This is a genomic window from Bordetella ansorpii (genome assembly GCF_900078315.1).
GTDB classification, from domain to species: domain Bacteria; phylum Pseudomonadota; class Gammaproteobacteria; order Burkholderiales; family Burkholderiaceae_B; genus Bordetella; species Bordetella ansorpii.
In genome coordinates this window covers 288192-311455 of the sequence record NZ_FKBS01000017.1, presented here as the reverse complement: position 1 = coordinate 311455, position 23264 = coordinate 288192, and the positions used below count along the sequence as shown (strand labels likewise).

General features: G+C 64.2%; 18 protein-coding genes. 10 read left to right on the top strand and 8 right to left on the bottom strand.

Annotation, left to right across the window (positions count from 1 at the left end; genetic code table 11):
* The first annotated feature begins 266 nt into the window (after positions 1-266).
* The gene (gene purL, locus A7W11_RS16420) at positions 267-4322 is read left to right on the top strand and encodes a phosphoribosylformylglycinamidine synthase (protein ID WP_066416131.1); all 4056 of its coding nucleotides are present in this window, start codon (positions 267-269) and stop codon (positions 4320-4322) included.
* Between the two features lie 184 nt (positions 4323-4506).
* On the opposite strand, the gene A7W11_RS16415 is transcribed toward purL, so the two are convergent.
* Positions 4507-4899, bottom strand: coding sequence for a CCDC90 family protein (locus A7W11_RS16415; RefSeq protein ID WP_066415270.1), 393 nt, complete (start codon positions 4897-4899; stop codon positions 4507-4509).
* 164 nt (positions 4900-5063) lie between these two features.
* Positions 5064-6227: an esterase-like activity of phytase family protein gene (locus A7W11_RS16410; protein WP_082887292.1), complete on the bottom strand. Its 1164-nt coding sequence runs from the start codon at positions 6225-6227 to the stop codon at positions 5064-5066.
* 130 nt (positions 6228-6357) lie between these two features.
* On the opposite strand from A7W11_RS16410, the gene A7W11_RS16405 reads away from it, so the two are divergent.
* Together A7W11_RS16405 and A7W11_RS16400 are read left to right on the top strand one after the other, a co-directional pair.
* The gene (locus A7W11_RS16405) at positions 6358-7824 is read left to right on the top strand and encodes a M20 family metallopeptidase (protein ID WP_066415268.1); all 1467 of its coding nucleotides are present in this window, start codon (positions 6358-6360) and stop codon (positions 7822-7824) included.
* 33 nt (positions 7825-7857) lie between these two features.
* A complete protein-coding gene (locus A7W11_RS16400) occupies positions 7858-8421 on the top strand; it encodes a DUF1415 domain-containing protein (protein ID WP_066415264.1) in 564 nt (187 codons plus the stop codon).
* 24 nt (positions 8422-8445) lie between these two features.
* On the opposite strand, the gene A7W11_RS16395 is transcribed toward A7W11_RS16400, so the two are convergent.
* On the bottom strand, positions 8446-8790 hold the full coding sequence (locus tag A7W11_RS16395) for a CCDC90 family protein (protein WP_066415261.1): 345 nt from the start codon (positions 8788-8790) through the stop codon (positions 8446-8448).
* A 272-nt stretch (positions 8791-9062) separates the two neighbouring features.
* Entirely contained in the window at positions 9063-9914 is an 852-nt protein-coding gene (locus tag A7W11_RS16390) for a class I SAM-dependent methyltransferase (RefSeq protein WP_066415260.1), read from the bottom strand.
* A gap of 222 nt (positions 9915-10136) precedes the next feature.
* Here A7W11_RS16390 and guaB point away from each other — a divergent pair, with 222 nt between their 5' ends.
* The 5 genes from guaB to A7W11_RS16365 all read left to right on the top strand — a co-directional run bounded on the left by guaB (position 10137) and on the right by A7W11_RS16365 (position 17574).
* A complete protein-coding gene (gene guaB / locus A7W11_RS16385) occupies positions 10137-11597 on the top strand; it encodes an IMP dehydrogenase (protein WP_066415258.1) in 1461 nt (486 codons plus the stop codon).
* Between the two features lie 86 nt (positions 11598-11683).
* Positions 11684-13276 carry a glutamine-hydrolyzing GMP synthase gene (gene guaA, locus A7W11_RS16380; RefSeq protein ID WP_066415255.1) on the top strand — a complete coding sequence of 531 codons (1593 nt, stop codon included), beginning with the start codon at positions 11684-11686 and terminating at the stop codon, positions 13274-13276.
* A 243-nt stretch (positions 13277-13519) separates the two neighbouring features.
* Entirely contained in the window at positions 13520-15730 is a 2211-nt protein-coding gene (locus tag A7W11_RS16375; RefSeq protein ID WP_066415254.1) for an OsmC domain/YcaO domain-containing protein, read from the top strand.
* A 195-nt stretch (positions 15731-15925) separates the two neighbouring features.
* Positions 15926-16294, top strand: a complete 369-nt coding sequence (locus A7W11_RS16370; protein ID WP_066415252.1) for a helix-turn-helix domain-containing protein — start codon at positions 15926-15928, stop codon at positions 16292-16294.
* Complete coding sequence (locus A7W11_RS16365; RefSeq protein ID WP_066415248.1) at positions 16294-17574, top strand: type II toxin-antitoxin system HipA family toxin; 1281 nt, start codon at positions 16294-16296, stop codon at positions 17572-17574. The genes A7W11_RS16370 and A7W11_RS16365 overlap by 1 nt, the downstream gene beginning before the upstream one ends.
* 88 nt (positions 17575-17662) lie before the next feature.
* Here A7W11_RS16365 and A7W11_RS16360 read toward each other — a convergent pair whose 3' ends face one another.
* The 3 genes from A7W11_RS16360 to msuE form a co-directional block, all read right to left on the bottom strand.
* Complete coding sequence (locus A7W11_RS16360; RefSeq protein WP_066415246.1) at positions 17663-18691, bottom strand: methionine synthase; 1029 nt, start codon at positions 18689-18691, stop codon at positions 17663-17665.
* 28 nt (positions 18692-18719) lie between these two features.
* Positions 18720-19706 carry a DUF1852 domain-containing protein gene (locus tag A7W11_RS16355; RefSeq protein WP_066415243.1) on the bottom strand — a complete coding sequence of 329 codons (987 nt, stop codon included), beginning with the start codon at positions 19704-19706 and terminating at the stop codon, positions 18720-18722.
* 66 nt (positions 19707-19772) lie between these two features.
* Positions 19773-20354 (bottom strand): FMN reductase, encoded by a 582-nt coding sequence (gene msuE, locus A7W11_RS16350; RefSeq protein WP_066415238.1) that lies wholly within the window; start codon positions 20352-20354, stop codon positions 19773-19775.
* A gap of 165 nt (positions 20355-20519) precedes the next feature.
* Between msuE and A7W11_RS16345 the strand changes: the two genes are divergently transcribed.
* Positions 20520-21431, top strand: coding sequence for a LysR family transcriptional regulator (locus tag A7W11_RS16345; RefSeq protein ID WP_066415236.1), 912 nt, complete (start codon positions 20520-20522; stop codon positions 21429-21431).
* A gap of 29 nt (positions 21432-21460) precedes the next feature.
* Positions 21461-22351 (top strand): methylenetetrahydrofolate reductase, encoded by an 891-nt coding sequence (locus A7W11_RS16340; RefSeq protein ID WP_235816892.1) that lies wholly within the window; start codon positions 21461-21463, stop codon positions 22349-22351.
* 79 nt (positions 22352-22430) lie between these two features.
* On the opposite strand, the gene A7W11_RS16335 is transcribed toward A7W11_RS16340, so the two are convergent.
* Positions 22431-23051 carry a glutathione S-transferase family protein gene (locus A7W11_RS16335; RefSeq protein ID WP_066415228.1) on the bottom strand — a complete coding sequence of 207 codons (621 nt, stop codon included), beginning with the start codon at positions 23049-23051 and terminating at the stop codon, positions 22431-22433.
* Positions 23052-23264: the final 213 nt, after the last annotated feature.

Here is a 23264-nt window from a genome sequence, read left to right as displayed (position 1 = left end):
TCGAGCCGGGGGCATGACGGAGAGTTCGCGCCCGGAGCGCGAAAGCTGCGCTCGCAGCGCGAGGACGAGAATTCGCAGTTGTGCCCCCGGCGCTAAAGAACTCAAATCATTGAATTAAATGAGAATTCCTCTAAAAAGCATCCGGGAGATCGCAGGAAAAGCACACTTACCACCCGAGCGATCTCCCTGCCGGAGAACCGAGACAGTCCCCCCCGCCACGAAAAGGTAAAATTCCGGTTTATCTTTCAGCCCGGTTGCCTTTCATCGTGTCACTTGTCCAGCATCTGCCCGGTTCTTCCGTCCTGTCCGCCTTTCGTCGTGAGCGTCTGCTGGCCCAGCTGAAAGCGGCCGGCCTGCCGGTTGCCGACGTCTCGGCCCGGTACGAACACTTCATCAGCCTGGACACCGCGCTCGATGCCGACGCCCAGCGCCGCCTGAACGAACTGCTGGACTACGGCACGCCCCAGACCGAGCGCGCCGCCGCCAAGAACCAGCTCGAACTGCTGGTCATTCCCCGTCCCGGCACCGTGTCGCCCTGGGCCAGCAAGGCCACCGACATCGCGCACAACTGCGGCCTGGACGCCGTGCACCGCATCGAGCGCGGCATCCGCTACGTGCTGACGCCCGAGCGCGGGCTGCTGGGCGCCAAGTCCTTCGACGCCGACGTGCTGGCCCGCGCCGCCGCCTGCCTGCACGACCGCATGACCGAAACCGTGGTCGACGCCGGCTTCGACGGCCAGGCGCTGTTCACCCCGCTTGCCGGCAAACCCATGAGCACCGTGCCCGTGGGCGCGCAAGGCCGCGCCGCGCTGGTCGAGGCCAACACCGCCCTGGGCCTGGCGCTGTCCGAAGACGAAATCGATTACCTGGCCGAGTCCTTCGGCGCGTTGAAGCGCGACCCGACCGACGTCGAGCTGATGATGTTCGCGCAGGCCAACAGCGAACACTGCCGCCACAAGATCTTCAATGCCCAGTGGGTCATCGACGGCCAGCCGCAGTCCGAAACCCTGTTCGGCATGATCCGCGCCACGCACAAGGCGCAGCCGCAGGGCACAGTCATTGCCTATTCCGACAACGCCGCCGTCATGGAAGGCGGCGATGCGCACCGCTTCGAAGCCGGCGTGCCGGTCGATGGCGGGCAGGGTGGGGAAGATGCGGCGGCCTACCGCCGCCGTGCGGCCACCATGCACACGCTGATGAAGGTCGAGACGCACAATCACCCGACCGCCATCGCGCCGTACCCCGGCGCGGCCACGGGCGCGGGCGGCGAGATCCGCGACGAAGGCGCCACCGGCCGCGGCTCCAAGCCCAAGGCCGGCCTGACGGGCTTCACCGTGTCGCACCTGCGCTTCGACGACGCCACGCAGCCCTGGGAGGCCGACCATCACGGCATCCCCGACCGCATCGCCAGCCCGCTGTCCATCATGATCGAGGGCCCCATCGGCGGTGCTGCGTTCAACAACGAATTCGGCCGTCCGAACCTGCTGGGCTACTTCCGCAGCTTCGAGCAAACGGCCGGCGGCACGCGCTGGGGCTATCACAAGCCCATCATGATCGCGGGCGGCCTGGGCACCATCGACGCCGGCCTGACCAGGAAGGAAGTCATTCCGCCCGGCGCGCTGCTGGTGCAACTGGGCGGCCCCGGCCTGCGCATCGGCATGGGCGGCAGCGCCGCGTCCAGCATGGGCGTGGGCAGCAACTCGGCCGACCTCGATTTCGATTCCGTGCAGCGTGGCAACCCCGAACTCGAACGACGGGTGCAGGAAGTCATCGACCGCTGCTGGCAGCAGGGCGCCGACAACCCCATCCTGGCCATCCACGACGTGGGCGCGGGCGGCCTGTCCAACGCATTCCCCGAGCTGGTCAACGACGCGGGCCGTGGCGCCGTGTTCGACCTGAAGCGCGTGCCGGTCGAAGAGTCGGGCATGTCGCCCGCCGAGATCTGGAGCAACGAGTCGCAAGAGCGCTACGTCCTGTCGGTGCTGCCGCAAGACCTCGCGCGCTTCGAAGCCATTGCTCGCCGCGAACGCTGCCCGTTCGCGGTGGTGGGCGTGGCTACTGAGGAGCGCCAACTGCGCGTGGTCGACGGCGAGGGCCTGCCCGGCATCGATACCGGCCGTCCGCAGGGTGCGGACGAGGTGCGTCCGGTGGACGTGCCCATCGATGTCATCCTGGGCAAGCCGCCCCGCATGACGCGCGACGTGCAGCGCCTGCCCGGCGCCAGCGGCCCGATCGATTTCGCCGGCATCGACCTGACCGAAGCCGCCTACCGCGTGCTGCGCCACCCCACCGTGGCCAACAAGACCTTCCTCATCACCATCGGCGACCGTACCGTCGGGGGCCTGTCCAGCCGTGACCAGATGGTCGGCCCGTGGCAGGTGCCGGTGGCCGACTGCGCCGTCACCCTGGCCGACTACGAAGGCTTCCGTGGCGAAGCCATGTCGATGGGCGAACGCACGCCGCTGGCCGTGATCGACGCCCCGGCCTCGGGCCGCATGGCCGTGGCCGAAGCGCTGACCAACTTGGCTTGCGCCGACGTGCAGCGCATCGAGGACATCAAGCTGTCCGCCAACTGGATGGCCGCCTGCGGCGTGCCAGGCCAGGACGCCGCGCTGTACGACACCGTGTCGGCCGTCAGCGAGCTTTGCCAGGCCGTGGGCCTGTCCATTCCGGTGGGCAAGGATTCCCTGTCCATGAAGACGTCGTGGCAGGAAGAGGGCGAGTCGCGCCAGGTCGTGGCCCCCGTGTCGCTCATCATCACGGCGTTCGCGCCCGTGACCGACGTGCGCGCCAGCCTGACGCCGCAACTGCGCACCGATGCGGGCGACTCCGTGCTGATCCTGATCGACCTGGGCCGTGGCCGCCATCGCATGGGCGGCTCCATCCTGGCGCAGGCCTATGGCCAGGTCGGCGAACAGGTGCCGGACATCGATCACCCGCAAGACCTGCGCACGTTCTTCGTCACCATCCGCACGCTGGCCGAAGCCGGCATCGTGCTGGCCTACCACGACCGTTCCGATGGCGGCCTGTTCTCGACCCTGACCGAAATGGCCTTTGCCGGCCACACCGGCATCTCGGTCAACCTCGACATGCTGACCATCGATCCGAACTCGGCCGATTGGGGCGACTACAAGATCCGCCCGGAACAAGTGGCCGTGCAGCGCGACGAACTGACGCTCAAGGCGCTGTTCTCCGAAGAAGCGGGCGCCGTCATCCAGGTGCCGGCGTCGCAGCGCGATGCCGTCATGCAGGTGCTGCGTGGCGCGGGCCTGTCGGCCCATTCGCACGTCATCGGCGGCCTGAACGGCGACGACGTCGTCGAATTCTTCCGCGACGGCCGCAAGGTCTGGAGCGCCCCGCGCGCCGAACTGGGCCGCGCCTGGAGCGAAGTCAGCCACGGCATCATGACGCGCCGCGACAATCCCGCTTGCGCGAAGGCCGAGCTGGACATGTGGAACGACGCGGCCGATCCCGGCTTCCAGCCGCGCGTGTCCTTCGACCCGCAGGAAGACGTGGCCGCGCCGTTCATCAGCACCGGCCGCCGTCCCAAGGTGGCGATCCTGCGCGAGCAGGGTTGCAACAGCCAGGTGGAAACCGCCTGGGCCTTCGACACCGCCGGTTTCGATTCCATCGACGTGCACATGACCGACCTGCTGTCGGGCCGCATCGACCTGTCGGGCATGCATGGCCTGGTGGCCGTGGGCGGCTTCAGCTACGGCGACGTGCTGGGCGCCGGCGAGGGCTGGGCGCGCACCATCCGCTTCAACAGCCGCCTGTCCGACCAGTTCGCCGCGTACTTCGCGCGTCCCGATACGTTCGCGCTGGGCGTGTGCAATGGCTGCCAGATGATGGCCGCACTGGCCCCGATGATTCCGGGCGCGCAGCACTGGCCGCGCTTCACCCACAACCAGTCGGCCAAGTACGAGGCGCGCCTGTCGATGGTGGAAGTGGCGGATTCGCCGTCCATCCTGTTCGCCGGCATGGCGGGCTCGCGCATTCCGGTGGCGGTGGCGCACGGCGAAGGGTATGCCAACTTCGGTCTGCAGGGCGATGCGGCGAAGGTGCTGGCGGCGGCCCGCTTCGTGGACAACCGCGGCGCGACCACCGAAACGTATCCCTTCAACCCCAACGGCAGCCCGGGTGGCCTGACCAGCGTGACCACGGCCGACGGCCGCTTCACGGTGATGATGCCTCATCCCGAGCGCGTGACGCGCAACGCCATGATGTCTTGGGCGCCGCAGACCTGGGGCGAGGCCGATACCGGCGGCCAGTTCAGCCCGTGGATCCGCATGTTCCGTAACGCGCGGGTGTGGCTGCGTTAAACCGACGCTGAACAGGCCGGTCGATTGACATGAGCCCCGCGACCTGGACGAATGTCCGGGCAGCGGGGCTCAGTCTTTTGTCGTGGGCGGAGGGAGGCCACGCCCTACGCCGACGTACGAGCGCCTCGCGCCCGACCGCTTCTGTCGTCAGGCAGAGCCAGGGGAGGGTGGCCATGCAGGGCCATCACCCACCCGCCGCGCCCAGGAAAATCTTGTAGAACAGCCCGCTGGTGCCTGCCAGCACGAAGCCCACCATCCAGCGCAACAGGTTGAACTGGCCTTCGCTGGTTCGTCGAAACTGCTCGAGCTTGTGCTCCACCGACGTGATGCGTGCGTCCAGCCGCCGTTCGACGGCATCCAGCTTGGCTTCCAGTCGGTGTTCTACGTGTGTGATGCGCGTGTCGAGCTTGTCTTCCACTGTGGCCAAGTCAGTCTTCGTGGCGGCATCCAGCGTGTCGGTATTGACGACGCTAGCAAGCACTTCAACCTGGGCCCGCGCCTGTTCGGCGGAAAAGCCGCCACGCTCCAGTCGTTCGACAACTTCAAGGGTATTGAATCTGATGGCCATGGCTGTCATGCGGTTCTCGTCAACGAAGGGGGGGGATACAGGCACCAGCATTGTGTGCCGGGCCCGCTGAAGTACCTTCATGGTGCCTTCATCCCCATCGACAGGCTATACGTAGATGCCGCAAAAACAGCGCGCTTCGACACGAACCAGACGAGTCCTACACGCCTCACCCGTCATCGCGCGGGCATCACCTCGAACGCCAGCAACAGCGTGACCTGCTCGGTGTTGAAGTTGTCATCCGACAAGAAGACCAGCGTGTCGTGGCCGTTGGCAAGCTTCGGTCCCCAGGCAATGCCTTCGATGTTGTCCAGCCGGGGCAGGCCCAATGCGTTCAGGTCCAGGACCAGCCGCTTGGCGGTGGGCTGGATCTTCGCGTCGGCCAGCGATTCCATGCCCGTCACGTCGGTCGCCTGCGACACGTCCGCTTCATACAGCCGGATGTAGTTGCTGAACTTGCCGTCGGCCGCCTGTACGCCCGAACGCTCCAGCACCAGCAGGCCAGTGGCATCCAGCATCAGGATTTCCGATACGCCGTTGTCGGCGTACTTGCCCTGCCCGGGGTGGGCAGGGATGGGGTCCACCGGATACGCCACCTGCCGCAGCACCTTGCCCGCACGGTCGTATTGCGTGAAGCGCACCCGCGCGCCATGCTCGGGGGTGGGGGGCTCGCCGTCCTGGAAGATCGGGCCTTCCATGCCCACCCACAGCGATTGGCCATCGGGCGCGAACGTCAGCCCTTCGAACGACAGGTTGTTGCGCGCGCCCTTGCTGCCGAACAGATGCGTCTGGAACATGGGCAGCGTGGGCAGTTCCGCCAGCAGGCTGCCGTCGCGCGCGACGTGGCGCACCATCGGGTCCAGGCCCAGCAGCCGGTCGCCCTCGCTCGCGTACCAAAGGGTGCCGTCCAGGGGATCGACGCGTATCGATTCCGAATCCGGCACGCGGCCACCGAGCAGGCGGCTGGGATAAGGCGTGCCATCGGGCCGCAGCAAAGGCGTCATCCCGGTCAGGTCGATGCCGTTGAACCCCTGTGCGTCGTAGCGCAGCCAGGCCGAATACCAGCGCGCCGGACCGAAGTCGGAGCGGTCGTCGCTGATCATCACCCAGGTGCCGCTGCGTGGGTCGTAGTCGATGCCCGACAGGCCGCCTACCGAGGTGTCCTGGAAGGGCTGCTTGTGGGCCAGGCGCTGTTCGCCGATGAAACGCAGCGAGCCGACGGTGCGATCCGGCGCCTGCCGGGCCTGCGCGCCGGCGGGAAGCAGGGTCAGTGCACAGGTGAAAGCGAGCGCCGCGATACGGCAAAGCGAGACGAGCGGGCGCAAATTCACGAAAGCCATGGCGATGTCGCAAGACGATTGAATAACCGACGATGATAGGCGATACGCATGAAGGTACGCATCGCCGCCCAGGCGGCTGGCGTAGTAATAAAATTGCCGTTTTCCGCCCTTGCACGACGCCGGAGCCGCCATGAACGCCCGAATTCCCGAAGAAGCCCTGCCGCCCCTCGACCCGCAATCCCTGCAGGCTTTCGTCGATGACATGTGGGACAGCCGCATCATCCCCGCGCTGACCGACTACATCGCCATTCCCGCCAAGAGCCCGGCCTTCGACGCCGATTGGGAGAAGAACGCCTACATCGACCGCGTGGTGCGCGACGCGGCCCATTGGGTCGAGTCGCAGAAAGTGCGCGGCCTGAAGCTGGAAGTGATCCGCCTGCCGGGCCGCACGCCGGTGATCTTCTTCGACGCGCCGGCCACCCGCGCCGACAACGGCGACACCGTGCTGCTGTACGGCCACCTGGACAAGCAGCCGGAATTCTCGGGCTGGCGCCACGACCTGGGCCCGTGGACGCCCAAGTACGAGAACGGCAAGCTGTATGGCCGCGGCGGCGCCGACGACGGCTATGCCGTGTACGCCTCGCTGACCGCCATCATGGCGCTGGACAAGCAGAGCGTGCCGCGCCCGCGCTGCGTGGGCATCATCGAGACCTGTGAAGAGTCGGGCAGCTACGACCTGCTGCCTTACGTCGATGCGCTGCGCGACCGCCTGGGCAACGTGGCCCTGGTGGTGTGCCTGGATTCGGGCGCGGGCAATTACGACCAGCTGTGGATGACCACCTCGCTGCGCGGCATGGTGGCCGGCACGCTGGAAGTGCAGGTGCTGGACGAGGGCGTGCATTCGGGCGACTCCAGCGGCGTGGTGCCGTCGTCGTTCCGCATCCTGCGCCATCTGCTGGACCGCCTGGAAGACAGCGCCACCGGCCGCCTGCTGCCGCAAAGCCTGCATTGCGAGATTCCCGCCGACCGTATCGAGCAGGTGCACGCCACCGCCAAGATCCTGGGCGACGAGGTGTGGCGCCGGTTTCCGTGGAGCTGCGGCGCCGAGGGCGGCTTCGTGCTGCCCATGACCACCGAACCGGAAGAAGCGCTGCTGAACCGCACCTGGCGTCCGACGCTGTCGGTGACCGGCGCCGAAGGCCTGCCGCCGTTGTCGTCGGCGGGCAACGTGCTGCGTCCGCGTACCGCGTTCAAGCTGTCGCTGCGCCTGCCGCCGCTGGTCGATGCCGTAGCCGCTGCCGAAGAGATCAAGGCATTGCTGGAAGCCGATGCGCCCTACAACGCCAAGGTGATCTTCAACCCCCGCGAGGGCTCGGCCACCGGCTGGAACGCGCCGACCTCGGCGCAATGGCTGTCCGATGCCTTGGACAAGGCTTCGCAGCAGTACTACGGCGCGCCGTGCGGCTACATCGGGCAGGGCGGCACCATTCCGCTGATGAGCATGCTGCAGAAGGGCTTTCCGAAGGCGCAGTTCATGGTGTGCGGCGTGCTGGGCCCGCGTTCGAACGCGCACGGTCCCAACGAATTCCTGCACGTGCCCTATGGCAAGAAGCTGACCGCGGCCGTGGCGCAGACCATGGCGGCCATGCCGGGTTGATGCCGTGTTCAATCGCTGCACCAAGGAACCGGCATGATCTTGCCCCCCGATGATGTGACCGCCCGCGAGGTGGCCGACGCCACCCGCCATTGGCTGGAAAAGGCCGTGATCGGCCTGAACCTCTGTCCGTTCGCCAAGGCGGTGTACGTGAAGGACCAGGTGCGCTACGCCGTAAGCGCAGCCATTGACGCCGAAGGCGTGTTGACCGACCTGGAAGACGAACTGCTGCGCCTGCATGAAACCGACCCCGAGACCGTCGACACGACGCTGCTCATCCTGCCCGACGCGTTGGACGACTTTCTCGACTTCAACGAATTCGAGGACTTGTCCGACAGATTGTTGAAGCGCATGCGCCTGGTGGGCACCCTCCAGGTGGCCACTTTCCACCCCCGGTTCCAGTTCGCCGACACCCACGTCGACGACATCGAGAACTACACCAACCGTTCACCGTATCCGATCCTGCACCTGCTGCGGGAAGACAGCGTCGAACGCGCGGTGGACGCCTTCCCCGAGCCCGAAAGCATCTACGAGAAGAACATCGAGACGATGCAGCAGCTGGGCCTGGAAGGGTGGAAGAAGTTGATGGCGGGCGCTTGAAAGGCGTGTCGGGTCGCCTGGTCGTCAGATGAACGATTTGACGATCAGGGCGGCGACCCCCGTGCAGAGGGTGCCGAGGATCCATCGCACCGCGCCGAGTTCGCCGCGGAGTTCCGCGGACAGTTGCTTCATTTCGCCGCGCAGCTCCGCCGACAGTTGCTTCATTTCGCCACGAAGTTCAGCGGCCAGCTGCTTGGTTTCGGCCCGCAGCGTGGCGGTGGCGGATTCGAGGTCTTGATGGGTGGCAAGATCTTGCATGGCGGTCTCCAGGACGTGCGCGAGTGCATCGGATTGGGCATTGGCTTGAGGTTCGCTGGCACCTGCCTGGGACAGACGGTTTGCATACTGCAGTGTGTCGAAGGCTGGCATGGTTCGTGGCACGGCGACGTCCTGAAAGTGATTCGGCAGGCGTGCAGATTAGCGCCGAGCGTTGCGGCAGTCAGCCGGCCAAGGGACACTTTCACGACACTACCGGCGTCGCCTGCGGTGTGCGCGCACCAAGCACGGATCAGCCAAGCGTAGCCGTCAGTGACAACATTGCGATGGTCGCAATGAACTTATCGGACTGATGCACCCGGCGTAGCGAAGAACAGGGTGGACAAAACGGGGCAGGACCGTCGGGTGTCCCGTTCCCGGCGCTCTCAAGCAGCCTTGTCCGCCGCTTGCGGCACGAAGAACCGATCCTTCAATTCCTGCAGCCCGATCCGGTCCAGGATCTCCGCCAGCCGTTCGGCTGGCTTGCGGCGCGGGCGGTCCGCCTTGTACTGCGCCACGATCAGCTCGTTCTTCATCGAGTGCTCCCAGCCCACCAGCTCGGTCACGCTGACCTGATAGCCGTGCGCCTCCAGTTGCAGGCAACGCAGCACGTTGGTGATCTGGCTGCCGAACTCGCGCGTGTGCAGCGGATGACGCCAGATCTCGGCCAGCGGATCGGCCAGCGCCGTCTGTTTGTGCCGGCGCAGCACGCCCGCCACTTCGGCCTGGCAGCATGGCACCACCACGATGTGGCGCGCCTGCTTCTTCAGCGCGAAGCGCAGGGCGTCGTCGGTGGCCGTGTCACAGGCATGCAGAGCCGTCACCACGTCGATTCTGACGGGCAGGGCTTTCGACTCGATCGAGTCCGCCACCGACAGATTCAGGAACGACATGCCGCCGAAGCCCAGGCGGTGGGCCAGCTCGCGCGAACGCTGCACCAGTTCGTCGCGCGTCTCGATGCCGTAGATGTGCGAATCGTCCTTCAAGTCCTTGAAGAACAGGTCGTACAGGATGAAGCCCAGGTACGACTTGCCCGCGCCGTGGTCGACCAGGCTGACCGTGCCCTGGGCGTCCTTCACTTCCTTGAGCAGCGGCTCGATGAACTGGAACAGGTGATAGACCTGCTTGAGCTTGCGGCGGCTGTCCTGGTTCATCTTGCCGTCGCGCGTCAGGATGTGCAGCGCCTTCAGCAGCTCGATGGATTGGCCAGGGCGGATTTCGTGGGTATCGGAAGACATCGGGGACGCAACGCGGGGCGCCGCGCGGGCGCGTAAAGCTGGCAGTGTAACCGGGGCGATTCGGCGGCCGGGCAGGAGGAAGGGCGTTCATGCTCCCGTCAGCGTGATGCGTCCCGCCAACATTTCGACGCAATCCGGGCAACACCCCTGTCGATCTTAGGGAGAACACCTAGAAAAAACATCGCCAGGGCGTATAATCCTGCTTTGCGCCCGGAGTTCCCCATGCGTCTCGTCCAACAAGCGCTCACCTTCGACGATGTGTTGCTGGTGCCTGCTTACTCCGAGGTGTTGCCGCGCGACACCTCCCTCGTTACCCGTCTCACCCGCAACATCACCCTCAATATTCCGCTCGTGTCCGCCGCAATGGACACGGTGACCGAGGCGCGCCTGGCCATCGCCATGGCGCAGGAAGGCGGTATCGGGATCATCCACAAGAACCTGTCGGCCGACGCCCAGGCGCGCGAAGTCTCCCGCGTCAAGCGCCACGAGTTCGGCATCGTCATCGACCCTGTCACCGTGTCGCCCGACATGAAGGTCCGCGACGCCATCGCGTTGCAGCGCCAGCACGGCTTCTCCGGCCTGCCGGTCGTCGAGGGCAAGAAGCTGGTCGGCATCGTCACCAACCGCGACCTGCGTTTCGAAGACCGCCTCGACCAGCCCCTGCGCAACATCATGACGCCGCAGGAACGCCTGATCACCATGAAGGAAGGCGCCACGCTGACCGAAGCCCAGGCCCTGATGCACAAGCATCGCCTGGAGCGCGTGCTCATCGTCAACGACGCCTTCGAGCTGCGCGGCCTGGCCACCGTCAAGGACATCGTCAAGAACACCGAACACCCGGTCGCCAACAAAGACGCCCTGGGCCAGCTGCGCGTCGGCGCCGCGGTCGGCGTGGGTGACGGCACCGAAGAGCGCGTCGAGAAGCTGGTCGCCGCCGGCGTCGACGTCATCATCGTCGACACCGCCCACGGCCACTCCAAGGGCGTGCTCGACCGCGTGCGCTGGGTCAAGCAGAACTTCCCCAAGGTCGAAGTCATCGGCGGCAACATCGCCACCGCCGCCGCCGCGCGCGCCCTGGCTGACCACGGCGCCGACGGCGTCAAGGTCGGTATCGGCCCCGGCTCCATCTGCACCACCCGCGTCGTCGCCGGCGTCGGCGTGCCGCAGATCACCGCCATCTCCGACGTGGCCAGCGCCCTCGAAGGCACCGGCATCCCCCTCATCGCCGACGGCGGCATCCGTTACTCGGGCGACATCGCCAAGGCCCTGGCGGCTGGCGCGTCCGCCTGCATGATGGGCGGCATGTTCGCCGGCACCGAAGAGGCGCCGGGCGAAGTCGTGCTGTTCCAGGGCCGTTCGTACAAGTCGTACCGCGGCATGGGCAGCCTGGGCGCCATGGCCGACGGTTCGGCCGACCGCTACTTCCAGGATCCGGCCAACAACGCCGACAAGCTGGTCCCCGAAGGCATCGAAGGCCGCGTCCCCTACAAGGGCAGTGTCCTGGCCATCATCTACCAGATGGTCGGCGGCATCCGTGCTTCCATGGGCTACTGCGGCTGCGCCACGATCGACGACATGCGCACCAAGAGCGAGTTCGTGCAGATCACCTCCGCGGGCTTCCGCGAGTCGCACGTCCACGACGTCCAGATCACCAAGGAAGCGCCCAACTACCGCGCCGACTGATCCCAGTCTATCCTTACGCAATACTCACGCACCGGCAGGACAACCGTTCTGGCCGGTGCGCTTCATTTACAACCGGCAGAGTCACCATGCACCAGCGCATTCTCATCCTGGACTACGGTTCGCAAGTTACCCAGTTGATCGCCCGCCGCGTCCGCGAGGCCGGCGTCTATTCCGAGATCCATCCCGGCGACGTGGACGACAACTTCGTCCGTGCCCAGAAGGAAGCCGGCGTGCGTGGTGTCATCCTGTCGGGCAGCCATGCCTCGGCCTACGACGAAGGCTCGCTGCGCGTGCCCGCCGCCGTGTTCGAACTGGGCGTGCCGGTGCTGGGCATTTGCTATGGCATGCAGTCCATGGCGCACCAATTGGGCGGCAAGGTCAGCTACTCCGACCACCGCGAATTCGGCTACGCCGAAGTGCGCGCCCAGGGCCACACCAAGCTGCTCGAAGGCCTGGCCGACTTCACCACGCCCGAAGGCCACGGCATGCTGAAGGTCTGGATGAGCCACGGCGACAAGGTCACCGAACTGCCGCCGGGCTTCAAGCTGATGGCCTCCACGCCGTCCTGCCCCATCGCCGGCATGGCCGACGAAGACCGCGGCTTCTACGCCGTGCAGTTCCACCCCGAGGTCACGCACACCGTCCAGGGCAAGGCGATGCTGGGCCGCTTCGTCAACGACATCTGCGGATGCACGGGCGACTGGAACATGCCCGACTACGTCGAGGAAGCCGTCGCCCGCATCCGCGAGCAGGTCGGTGCCGACGAAGTCATCCTGGGCCTGTCGGGCGGCGTGGACTCGTCCGTCGCCGCCGCGCTGATCCACAAGGCCATCGGCGACCAGCTGACGTGCGTGTTCGTCGACCACGGCCTCTTGCGTCTGGACGAAGGCAAGCAGGTCATGCAGACCTTCGCCGAGAACATGGGCGTGAAGATCATTCACGTCGATGCCACCGAGCAGTTCATGGGCAAGCTGGCGGGTCAGGCGGATCCGGAAGCCAAGCGCAAGATCATCGGGCGTGAGTTCGTCGAGGTGTTCCAGGCCGAGGCGGGCAAGCTCAAGAGCGCCAAGTGGCTGGCTCAGGGCACGATCTATCCCGATGTCATCGAGTCGGCTGGCGCCAAGACGGGCAAGGCGACGTCCATCAAGTCGCACCACAATGTGGGTGGGTTGCCGGATACGCTGAACCTGCAACTGCTCGAACCGCTGCGTGAGCTGTTCAAGGACGAAGTCCGCGAGCTGGGGGTGGCGCTGGGCCTGCCGCCGTCGATGGTGTATCGCCATCCGTTCCCGGGCCCGGGGTTGGGCGTGCGTATCCTGGGTGAGGTGAAGAAGGAATTCGCTGATCTGCTGCGCCGTGCGGATGCGATCTTCATCGAAGAGTTGCGCAGCACCATCGATGAGAACAGCGGCAAGAGCTGGTACGACATGACGTCGCAGGCGTTTGCCGTGTTCCTGCCGGTGAAGTCGGTGGGGGTGATGGGGGATGGGCGTACGTATGAGTACGTGGTTGCGCTGCGTGCCGTGCAGACGTTCGACTTCATGACGGCTGATTGGGCGCCGTTGCCGCATGCGTTGCTGGCGAAGGTGTCGTCGCGGATTATCAACGAAGTGCGTGGGATCAATCGGGTGGTGTACGACGTGTCGAGCAAGCCGCCGGCGACGATTGAGTGGGAATAACTTCCCGCAGCAATACTCGCTGGTGGATCGACCATGAAAGCCGTGCCATGAACGGACTCATAACGTTCGGTAGTCAAGGCTAAGCGAGACTGGGCTGAGTCCTGTATCACACAGGTCTCGGCCCTTTTGATTTGAATGAGAGGGGCGCCATGGTGCTGCGAGCACTCGCGTCTGGCAATTTTTGACCGCCCCGAGCACCAGAATACGGACAGGCGCTTCCCGCACCACTTTCAGAGTTTCACCATGGAAATCAAAGTCAATTTTCTCGATAAGCTGCGTCTCGAAGCGAAGTTCGACGACTTCACGGTCGTGGCGGATCAGCCGATCCGCTACAAAGGCGATGGCTCGGCGCCGGGACCGTTCGACTATTTCCTGGCATCCTCGGCATTGTGCGCGGCCTACTTTGTGAAGCTCTACTGCGTCACGCGCAATATCCCCACCGAAAATATCCGCCTGTCGCAGAACAACATCGTCGATCCGGAAAATCGCTACCAGCAGATTTTCAAGATCCAGGTCGAACTGCCGGCGGACATAGAAGAGGCAGACCGCCGCGGCATCCTGCGCTCGATCGAGCGCTGCACCGTCAAGAAGGTGGTCCAGGCCGGCCCCGACTTCGTCATCGAGGAAGTCGAGAACCTGGATGCCGACGCTCAATCGCTGCTGACGATCAAGCCCGACGCCGAAGCCCGCACCTTCATCCCCGGCAAGGACCTGCCGCTGGAAGAAACCATCGCCAACATGACGGGCATCCTGGCGGCCCTGGGCATCAAGATCGAGATCGCCTCGTGGCGCAACCTGGTCCCCAACGTATGGTCGCTGCATATCCGCGACGCGCACTCGCCGATGTGCTTCACCAACGGCAAGGGCGCCACCAAGGAAAGCGCCTTGGCATCGGCCCTGGGCGAATACATCGAGCGCCTGAACTGCAATCACTTCTACGCGGGCGTGTTCTGGGGCGAGGACATCGCCAACGCACCGTTCGTGCATTACCCGAACGAGCGCTGGTTCAAGCCGGGCAAGAAGGGCAAGCTGCCCGCAGAGATCCTGGATGAGTACTGCCTGGACATCTACAACCCGGATGGCGAGCTGCTGGGCACGCATCTGTACGACACCAACTCCGGCAATACCGAGCGCGGCATCTGCTCGCTGCCCTTTGTGCGGCAATCGGACGGCGAGACAGTGTATTTCCCGTCCAACCTGATCGAAAACCTGTTCGTCAGCAACGGCATGAGTGCCGGCAACACGCTGGTCGAGGCGCAGGTGCAGTGCCTGTCCGAAATCTTCGAGCGGGCGGTCAAGCGCGAAATCCTGGAAGGCGAGATCGCCTTGCCCGACGTGCCGCAAGAGGTGCTGGCCAAGTACCCCAGCATCCTGGCTGGCATCCAGGCCCTGGAAGAGCAAGGCTTCCCGGTGCTGGTGAAGGATGCGTCGCTGGGCGGAACCTATCCCGTCATGTGCGTCACCCTGATGAATCCGAAGACGGGCGGCGTCTTCGCCTCGTTCGGCGCGCACCCCAGCCTGCAAGTGGCCGTGGAGCGCAGCCTGACCGAACTGCTGCAAGGCCGCAGCATCGAAGGCCTGAACGATCTGCCGGCGCCCACTTTCTCCAGCGAGTCGGTGACGGACGAGCATAACTTCGTCGAGCACTTCATCGACTCCAGCGGCCTGGTGTCGTGGCGCTTCTTCAGCGCCAAGGCCGATTTCGAGTTCGTGGAGTGGGATTTCTCGGGCCAGGGAGAAGACTCCAATGCCCAGGAAGCCGCTACCTTGTTCGGCATTCTTGCGGACATGGGTAAGGAGGTCTACACGGCCGCCTATGACCAACTGGGCGCCGTGGCCTGCCGGATTCTGGTGCCGGGCTATTCCGAGATCTACCCGGTGGACGATCTGATCTGGGACAACACCAACAAGGCGCTGTTGTTCCGCGAAGATATCCTGAACCTGCACCGTCTGGACGATGCGGCCCTGGCCGCGCTGCTCGAACGCCTGGAGTCCAACGACCTGGACGACTACCTGGACATCGCTACGCTGATCGGCATCGAGTTCGACGAGAACACCGTCTGGGGCCAATTGACCGTTCTAGAGCTGAAGCTGCTGATCCAACTGGCCTTGAAGGACTTCGAGGCAGCAAAGGAATTCGTCGAAGCCTTCCTGCAATACAACGACAACACGGTCGAGCGCCGGCTGTTCTATCAGGCCTTGAACGTGGTGCTGGAGGTGGTGCTCGATGACGAGATGGAGCTGGACGACTACGAGGTCAACTTCCGCCGCATGTTCGGCCGCGGCCGGATGGACGCGGTCATGGGCAGCGTGGACGGCTCGGTGCGCTTCTTCGGCTTGACGCCCACCAGCATGAAGCTGGAAGGGTTGGACAGGCACCACCGCCTGATCGACAGCTACAGGAAGCTGCACGTGGCGCGGGCCGCCGCGGCGGGGAGCGCGGTGCAGGACTGAGCAGTCGGCGCGGGTGGTGGAAGGGGCTGAAAGAGAAGAACGGAAATCGAATTGGCGGTAGCGGGTCCGGTCTGCTCGATCAAACGTTAGTGGCGAGTTCAATCAAACTCCTGCCTCTTGCTCCTATGGGTATCAGCCTTGATCCCCATAAGGTATCTGTTGAAATACCTTGTTGAGGGGAATACCATGCCGTCTATGAAGACACTAGATGATCTTTTGCGGGCGGATCAGGGCTACGAGCCGACCCTGAGCGACATGCCAGAGGTCTCGCAGCAGATCGGAGAACGCCTGCGCCGACAGCGCGTGGCGTTCGACTGGCGGCAAGCCGACGTGGCAGAGCGTGCTGGCGTTTCGGTGCAGACCGTCAAAGCCGTGGAGAAGGGAGACCCTATCTCAGGTGAAAGCCTTCTGCGCCTGCTGCTTGCATTCGGGCATGGCTCCGACCTTATCAGGATGCTCGAATCCCCTCATTTCCCTGACCTCGATTCCCACCAACGCTATGTGGAGATGGGTGGGTCGGTAACGTCTCTCCATAAACGAGTCAGAAGCAAGGCGGGGAACTGATGTTTGATAAAGCCTGGTTGGCGTCTCCGATTCATCGGGTGCAGGTCTGGGCTCATTATCTGGCGCAGCCCGTGCTGGCGGGGCACCTGAACCATGAAGTTTCTGCACGGCGCACCCTCTTTGAATGGAGCGATCAGGCCATCGCGCAGGACCTCCGTTTGTCGCCCCTTGTGCTGCCGACCGTCGAGGGTGTCTGGTCGAGCGCGCAACAGCGCAGTCTCCCGCAGGATTTCGAAGGCTTGCCCGGGCTGTTGAATGACGCCCTTCCTGATGGTTGGGGCCGGTACCTGATGGATAAGGCAATCGTCCGGCAGGAGATCGATCCGCGCTTCATCTCGCCCGCGGCCCGCCTGGCTTTCATCGCCGACCGGGCGTGGGGCGCATTGAGCTTCAAGCCGGTCATGGAGAGCGCCGCGGAGGGTGAGATCTCCCTGGATGCGCTGGGCCACGAGGTGGAGGCCGCGATCGATGGTGCGCTGGCAGACGTTTCCAGGGCCCTCTTGACCGCGGGCAGTTCCCCTCAAGGCGCTCGGCCAAAGATCATGGTGGATCTGGACGCAAGCATGCGGCGGGCAAGGGTAACCACCGGAATTGCGCCTGCGGGCTATTCCTCCTGGCTTATCAAGTTCGCGGCCAGGGATGAGCCTGTGGATGCCCCTGTGCTGGAGCAGGCCTACATGGAGTGCGCACGGGAAGCGGGGCTAGATGTGATGGATAGCTGCTTGCTGGACATCAATGGGAAGCCCGCGTTCGCCACACGCCGTTTTGATCGTATGGGGCAGTGCCGCACGCATTGCCACACGCTTGGCGGGATGATCCACTTCTCGCATCGCGAGATTGGCCTGGACTACGTCAATATCGCGGAGGTGATGGCTCGTTTGGGAGTGCCTGAAAGCGACTACCTGCAGGCTTATACGCGTGCAGTCTTCAATGCCGCCATGAGTGTTCGCGATGATCACGCCAAGAACTTCGCCTTCATCCTCGACGGGCGGCAGCGTTGGGCGATTTCGCCGGCCTATGACCTGACCTACATGGAAGGGCCGGGCGGCTATCACACGCTTACCTTTGCCGGCGGAAGTTCGAGGGATCCGGTAAGGGCCGATCTGCTGCGCCTGGCCGATTCCTATCGGATCGAACCTGCGCAGGCGTCCGGCATCATCGATGGAATGCTGTCATTGGCGCCACGGTTCGGCGCCATTGCCAAGCAACTGGGGGCGCGTGCCGCAGTGATCGATCCCATCGTCAGGCGACTGGCCGAGATTGGGCGGGCGTTGGCGTGATCCGTCTTGCAAGGCTGGTGGCGTACAACGCAAAAAATGCCGCGCGTGTTCTGGATTCCTCCTGACACGCTGCGGCTTCACATCGGCATCAGGCCGAGAGTTCTCTTCGGATGATCTCCGCGCCCGCGCTCAGCGCGCTCAGCTTGCCTCTGGCCACTGCGCGAGGCAAGGGCGCCATGCCGCAGTTGGTGCACGGATAGAGCTTGTCGGCATCGACGAACTTCAGCGCCTTGCGCAGCGTGTTGGCGACTTCCTCGGGCGTTTCGACGTTGTTGGTGGCCACGTCGATGGCGCCCACCATCACCTTCTTGCCGCGAATCAGTTCGATCAGGTCGATCGGCACATGCGAGTTGTGGCATTCCAGCGAGACGATGTCGATGTTCGACTGCTGCAGCTTGGGGAAGGATTCCTCGTATTGGCGCCATTCCGAGCCCAGCGTCTTCTTCCAATCGGTGTTGGCCTTGATGCCGTAGCCGTAGCAGATGTGCACGGCGGTTTCGCACTTCAGGCCCTCGATCGCGCGCTCCAGGGTGGCCACGCCCCAGTCGTTCACTTCGTCGAAGAAGACGTTGAAGGCGGGTTCGTCGAACTGGATGATGTCGACGCCGGCGGCTTCCAGTTCGCGCGCTTCCTGGTTCAGGATCGTGGCGAATTCCCAGGCCAGTTTCTCGCGGCTCTTGTAATGGGCGTCGTACAGCGTATCGATCATGGTCATGGGACCAGGCAGGGCCCACTTGATGGGCTGCTTGGTCTGCTGGCGCAGGAACTTGGCGTCTTCGACGAACACCGGCTTCTGGCGGCTGACGGCGCCGACGACGGTCGGCACGCTCGCGTCGTAGCGGTCACGGATCCGGACGGTCTCGCGCTTTTCGAAATCCACGCCGCTCAGGTGCTCGATGAACGTGGTGACGAAATGCTGGCGGGTCTGCTCGCCGTCGCTGACGATGTCGATGCCGGCGTGCTGCTGTTCCTGCAGCGACAGGCGCAGGGCGTCGTGCTTGCCTTCGAGCAGTTCCTCGTCCTGCAGCTTCCAGGGCGACCAGAGCTTTTCGGGCTGGGCCAGCCAGGAGGGCTTGGGCAGGCTGCCGGCGGTGGAGGTGGGCAACAATTTTTTCATGACGGATGATCCTGGTTTTATTGATTGGTCACAGGGAGGGGTTGGCGGCGGCCCACTGCTCGAGCACATTGCGGTACGGCTTGATGAAGTGCTCTTCCGTGAACTTTCCCTGCTTGACGGCCAGTTGGCTACGCTCTTCGCGGTCGTAGACAATCTGGGTCAATGAGTAATCCTGATTCTTCAGGCTCGGCCGATAGAGGTTTCCCGCTGCCGAGTTGGCGTTGTAGATCTCGGGGCGGTAGATCTTCTGGAAGGTCTCCATCGTGCTGATGGTGCCGATGAGTTCCAGGTTGGTGTAGTCGCCCAGCAGGTCGCCACGGAAGTAGAAGGCGAAGGGCGCAACGCTGCCGGGCGGCATGAAGTAGCGGACCTGCAGCCCCATCTTGGCGAAGTATTGGTCCGTCGACGAAAACTCGTTCTGCAGATACTCGACCCCCAGGATGGGGTGCCGGTTCTCGGTGCGATGATAGGTCTTGCTGCTCGAGGCGCTGATGCAGATGACAGGCGACTTGCTGAAGCGCGCCTTGTAGGCATCCGAGTTCAGGAAGTGCTTGAACAGCTTGCCATGCAGATCGCCGAAATCCTCCGGCATGCTGAAGGCGGGCTTGTTGTTGTTGTGCTCCGTCAGCACGACGCTGAAGTCGTAGTCGCGCACGTAGGACGAGAAATTATTCCCCGGGATGCCTTCGATGCGTTCGTTGGTCTTCTTGTCGAGAATATTGGGTCTCAGGATCTCGATCAGCGGGAAGACGCCGTTTCCCCCTTCAGCGCCAATCGTCATCTCGGCGGAGATGATTTCGAGTTCGACGGCGTAGCGGTCCCCGTTCGGATTGTCCCAATTTGCCAGGCTGTTGAATCGATTGTCGATCATGCGCAGGGTGTTGCGCAGGTTCTCCTGGCGGCTCGTGCCCCTGGCCAGATTGGCAAAATTGGTGGTGATGCGCGTGTTGTCCGACGGCTGGTAGTTTTCGTCGAAGCGGAGGCTTTTGATGCTGAAGGTGAATGCTTGGGTCATGGTGTTCTGACGCTCTGGTTCCCGCAATAAAGTCGGAGCTGTTTGTTTTTTGGAATGGGCCTTGCTTCAGGCCGCGACCGCTTCCTCGGCGGCGGAAAATCTTGCGTCCAGCGTCAATCCGATCAATGGCAAGGCCCGTTCGACCGCCAGCCTGGCCCGCTGGATCAGGGCCTCGTCCCGCAGGCGGTAATCGACGAAATCCTTGTCGGTCGCATAGACGCCCAGCGGCAATGTGCGCGCCTGGAAGAAACTGAACAGGGGCCGCAACTGGTGATCGATCATCAGGGCATGGCGCTCGCTGCCGCCGGTGGCGGCCAGCAAGACCGGTTTGTCGATCAGGGCATCCTGGTGGATGAAGTCGAAGAAGTGTTTGAACAGTCCCGTGTACGAGCCGCGGTAGACCGGCGTGGCCACCACCAGGATGTCCGCTTGTTCGACCGCCGCAAGCTCGCGCTCCACCGTATCGGGCAACTGGGACCGCCAGACCGCCCCGGCAAGTTGCGGGGCGAGGTGACCCAGTTCGACCAGGCGTTGTTCGCACGGGACTTCGCCGGCCATCAGGTCCAGCAGGTGTTCCGCCAGGGCCGCGGCCTTCGAGGGGCGTTGCATTCCGCCGGAAACGGCTACGAGACGGAGTGGACGTGTCATGTTTGCTCTCATAGGGTGGATCTGTGCGGCGCCGGGAAGTCCGGCCGACCTCGCCCTGAGCCTTTTCGTACTCAAGCAAACGCACAACAGGGACGCATGGTAAAGATCGGTCACGATGAAGTAAAATGGTTTTATTTCACAAATCCATGAATTTGGTTCATTTGAATGCTTGAGCGCATCCATCTCAGCATCGTGCAGCAGGTCGAGAAGCAGGGGTCGCTGACGGCCGCCGCGGGCGTGCTGAACCTCACCCAATCGGCCCTGAGCCACAGCATGAAGAAGCTGGAGCAGCAACTGGGCACCGACATCTGGCTGCGCGAAGGGCGCAGCCTGCGCCTGACGCAGGCGGGGCAATATCTGCTGGCGGTGGCCAACCGGGTGCTTCCGCAACTGGATCTGGCCGAAGAGCGCCTGGGCCAGTTCGCGCAGGGCGAGCGCGGGGCGCTGCGCATCGGCATGGAGTGCCACCCTTGCTACCAGTGGCTGCTGAAAGTGGTCTCGCCCTATCTGGCCGCGTGGCCCGACGTGGATGTGGACGTGAAGCAGAAGTTCCAGTTCGGCGGGATCGGCGCGCTGTTTGGCTACGAGATCGACCTGCTGGTCACGCCCGACCCCTTGTTCAAGCCAGGGCTGAAGTTCGAGCCGGTGTTCGACTACGAGCAGGTGCTGGTCGTGCCCAAGGGGCATGCGCTTGCGTCGGCGGCGTACGTGAAGCCCCAGCAACTGACGCAGGAAGTGCTCATCAGCTATCCCGTGGATATCGAGCGCCTGGACATCTACAACCAGTTCCTGTTGCCCGCCGGCGTCACGCCGAAGCGCCACAAGGCCATCGAGACCACCGACATCATGGTGCAGATGGTGGCCAGCGGCCGCGGGGTGGCCGCGCTGCCGCGCTGGCTGGTCGAGGAGTATGCGGCCAGGATGGACGTGGTGCCCGTGAGGCTGGGCGTGCGCGGCATCGCCAAGCAGATCTTCCTGGGCGCGCGCGAGTCGGAGACCGGCATTGATTATGTGCGGGCTTTCATCGAATTGGCGCGTCAGCCTGCGTTCGCCGCCCTTGCGCAGGGTGCCAAGTGATGGCACGTTCGCCAGCGACGGCAAGTCCCTTGATTCAACCCGATCAGCCCAGACCTGCAAGCCGCATTACCGAGGACTACTCGTTCGAAGCCAGCACGAAGGACCTTCCCGCGCTGGCCGCCGCGGCGCCCCGGATATTGCCTGCCTCGACCGTTTCCATTCCTTATCTGGCAAGCGAGGACGATGACGTCCGACTGGCCGCGGCGCGCGCCGTGCGCGGACTCGGCTTCGAGCCCATGCCGCATCTTTCCGCGCGCCGCATCGCCTCGCTGGGGCAGCTTCGCTCGTTCGTCGAGCGCGCAGCCGACGAGGCCCGCGTCGAACGCTGCCTGGTGATCGCCGGGGATCCGTCTACGCCGATCGGGCCGTTTTCCGATAGTGCCTCCCTGATCGAAACGGGTGTCTTCGAGCGCGCGGGCATCACGGTCATCGGCGTGGGTGGCCATCCGGAAGGCCATTCGGCAATGAGCCTGGCCGAGCAATGGGAGGTGCTGGCACGCAAATGCCGCAGCATCGAAATGCGTGGCATGGCGCCCTTGATCTTCACGCAGTTCGTCTTCGATGCGGACATCGTGTTGAGGTGGCTGGAAGCGCTGCGCGAGCGAGGCATCGAACATCCCGTGCGCGTGGGCGTGCCGGGCCCGGCGAGCCTTGCGGTGCTGGCGCGCTACGCCGCGTTGTGCGGCGTCAGCGCGTGCGCATCGATGTGGTCCAAGTACGGCATCTCGATCGGCAAGCTGCTTGGCACGGCGGGGCCGGATCTTTTTGTCGATCGGCTGGCCGCGGGTCTGACGCCGGCGCATGGAAAGGTGAGCCTGCATTTCTTTCCATTTGGGGGCATCGCGCAGTCGGTGAAGTGGATAGAGCAGTACCGCGCTCGCGCCGAGCCGCCTCGCTTCACCAACACATCCATGGCGTAAGGCCGGGTCGAGCTTGCCGGGGCCGAGCGTTCGCGATGTGGGCGATGGCCGCGAAGCGAAAGGCGCGGTCCTGGGGGCGTCAGGGGTGGGCCGCACAATGCGCGGCGAAGGCAGGACGGCTGGCGAGCTTCTGGTAATACGCCTGGACGGCTTCGAGCCGAGGATGATCGAACGGCGTCCCGAACCAGCGATGCACGGACAGCCCGAGGGCGATGTCGGCCAGGCTGAAGTCAGGGCCCGCGGCGTATGCCCCGGTTTCACCGAGCCTGCCATCCAGGATGGACATGAAGCGTGTCCAGGCGTTCAACGAGGCCTGAATCTGCGCTGGATCCTGGTGATCCGGCGATTTCCGGACCAGCGCCATGAAGGCATGGCTCCAGGCCCGGTTCAGATCCGACGCCTGCCAATCCAGCCATTGATCGACTCTTGCGCGAGCCCTGGCGTCCTGAGGATACAGCTTCCCATCGCCATACTGGTTGGCCAGGTAGCGCAGGATGCTGTTCGATTCCCAGAGCACGAAATCTCCGTCGATCAGCACCGGCACCATCGCATTGGGATTCAGCGCCTTGAACGCCTCCGTGTTCACGTCACGGAACCCGCTTCCCCAGTCTTCCTGCTCGAACGGCAGATCCAGTTCCGCGCAGGTCCAGATCACCTTGCGCACATTGATGGATGATCGTTTACCGAGAATCTTGAGCATGATGTTCGTGAGAGGGGGATGTTTGGACACGACGAAAGATCCGCGAACCCCGCACGGAAGATCACTTCTTCCGTGCGGGGTTCGCGGCGCCCAGCTTAGCTTCCATCTGTTCTGTTGCGCCGCGCTGTTTTCTACAGATACAGCGACCGGATCACATCCCCATCAAACGGCGTCCCCCCTTGGTGGGGCGCGAACACCGTCTGCGCCAACTCC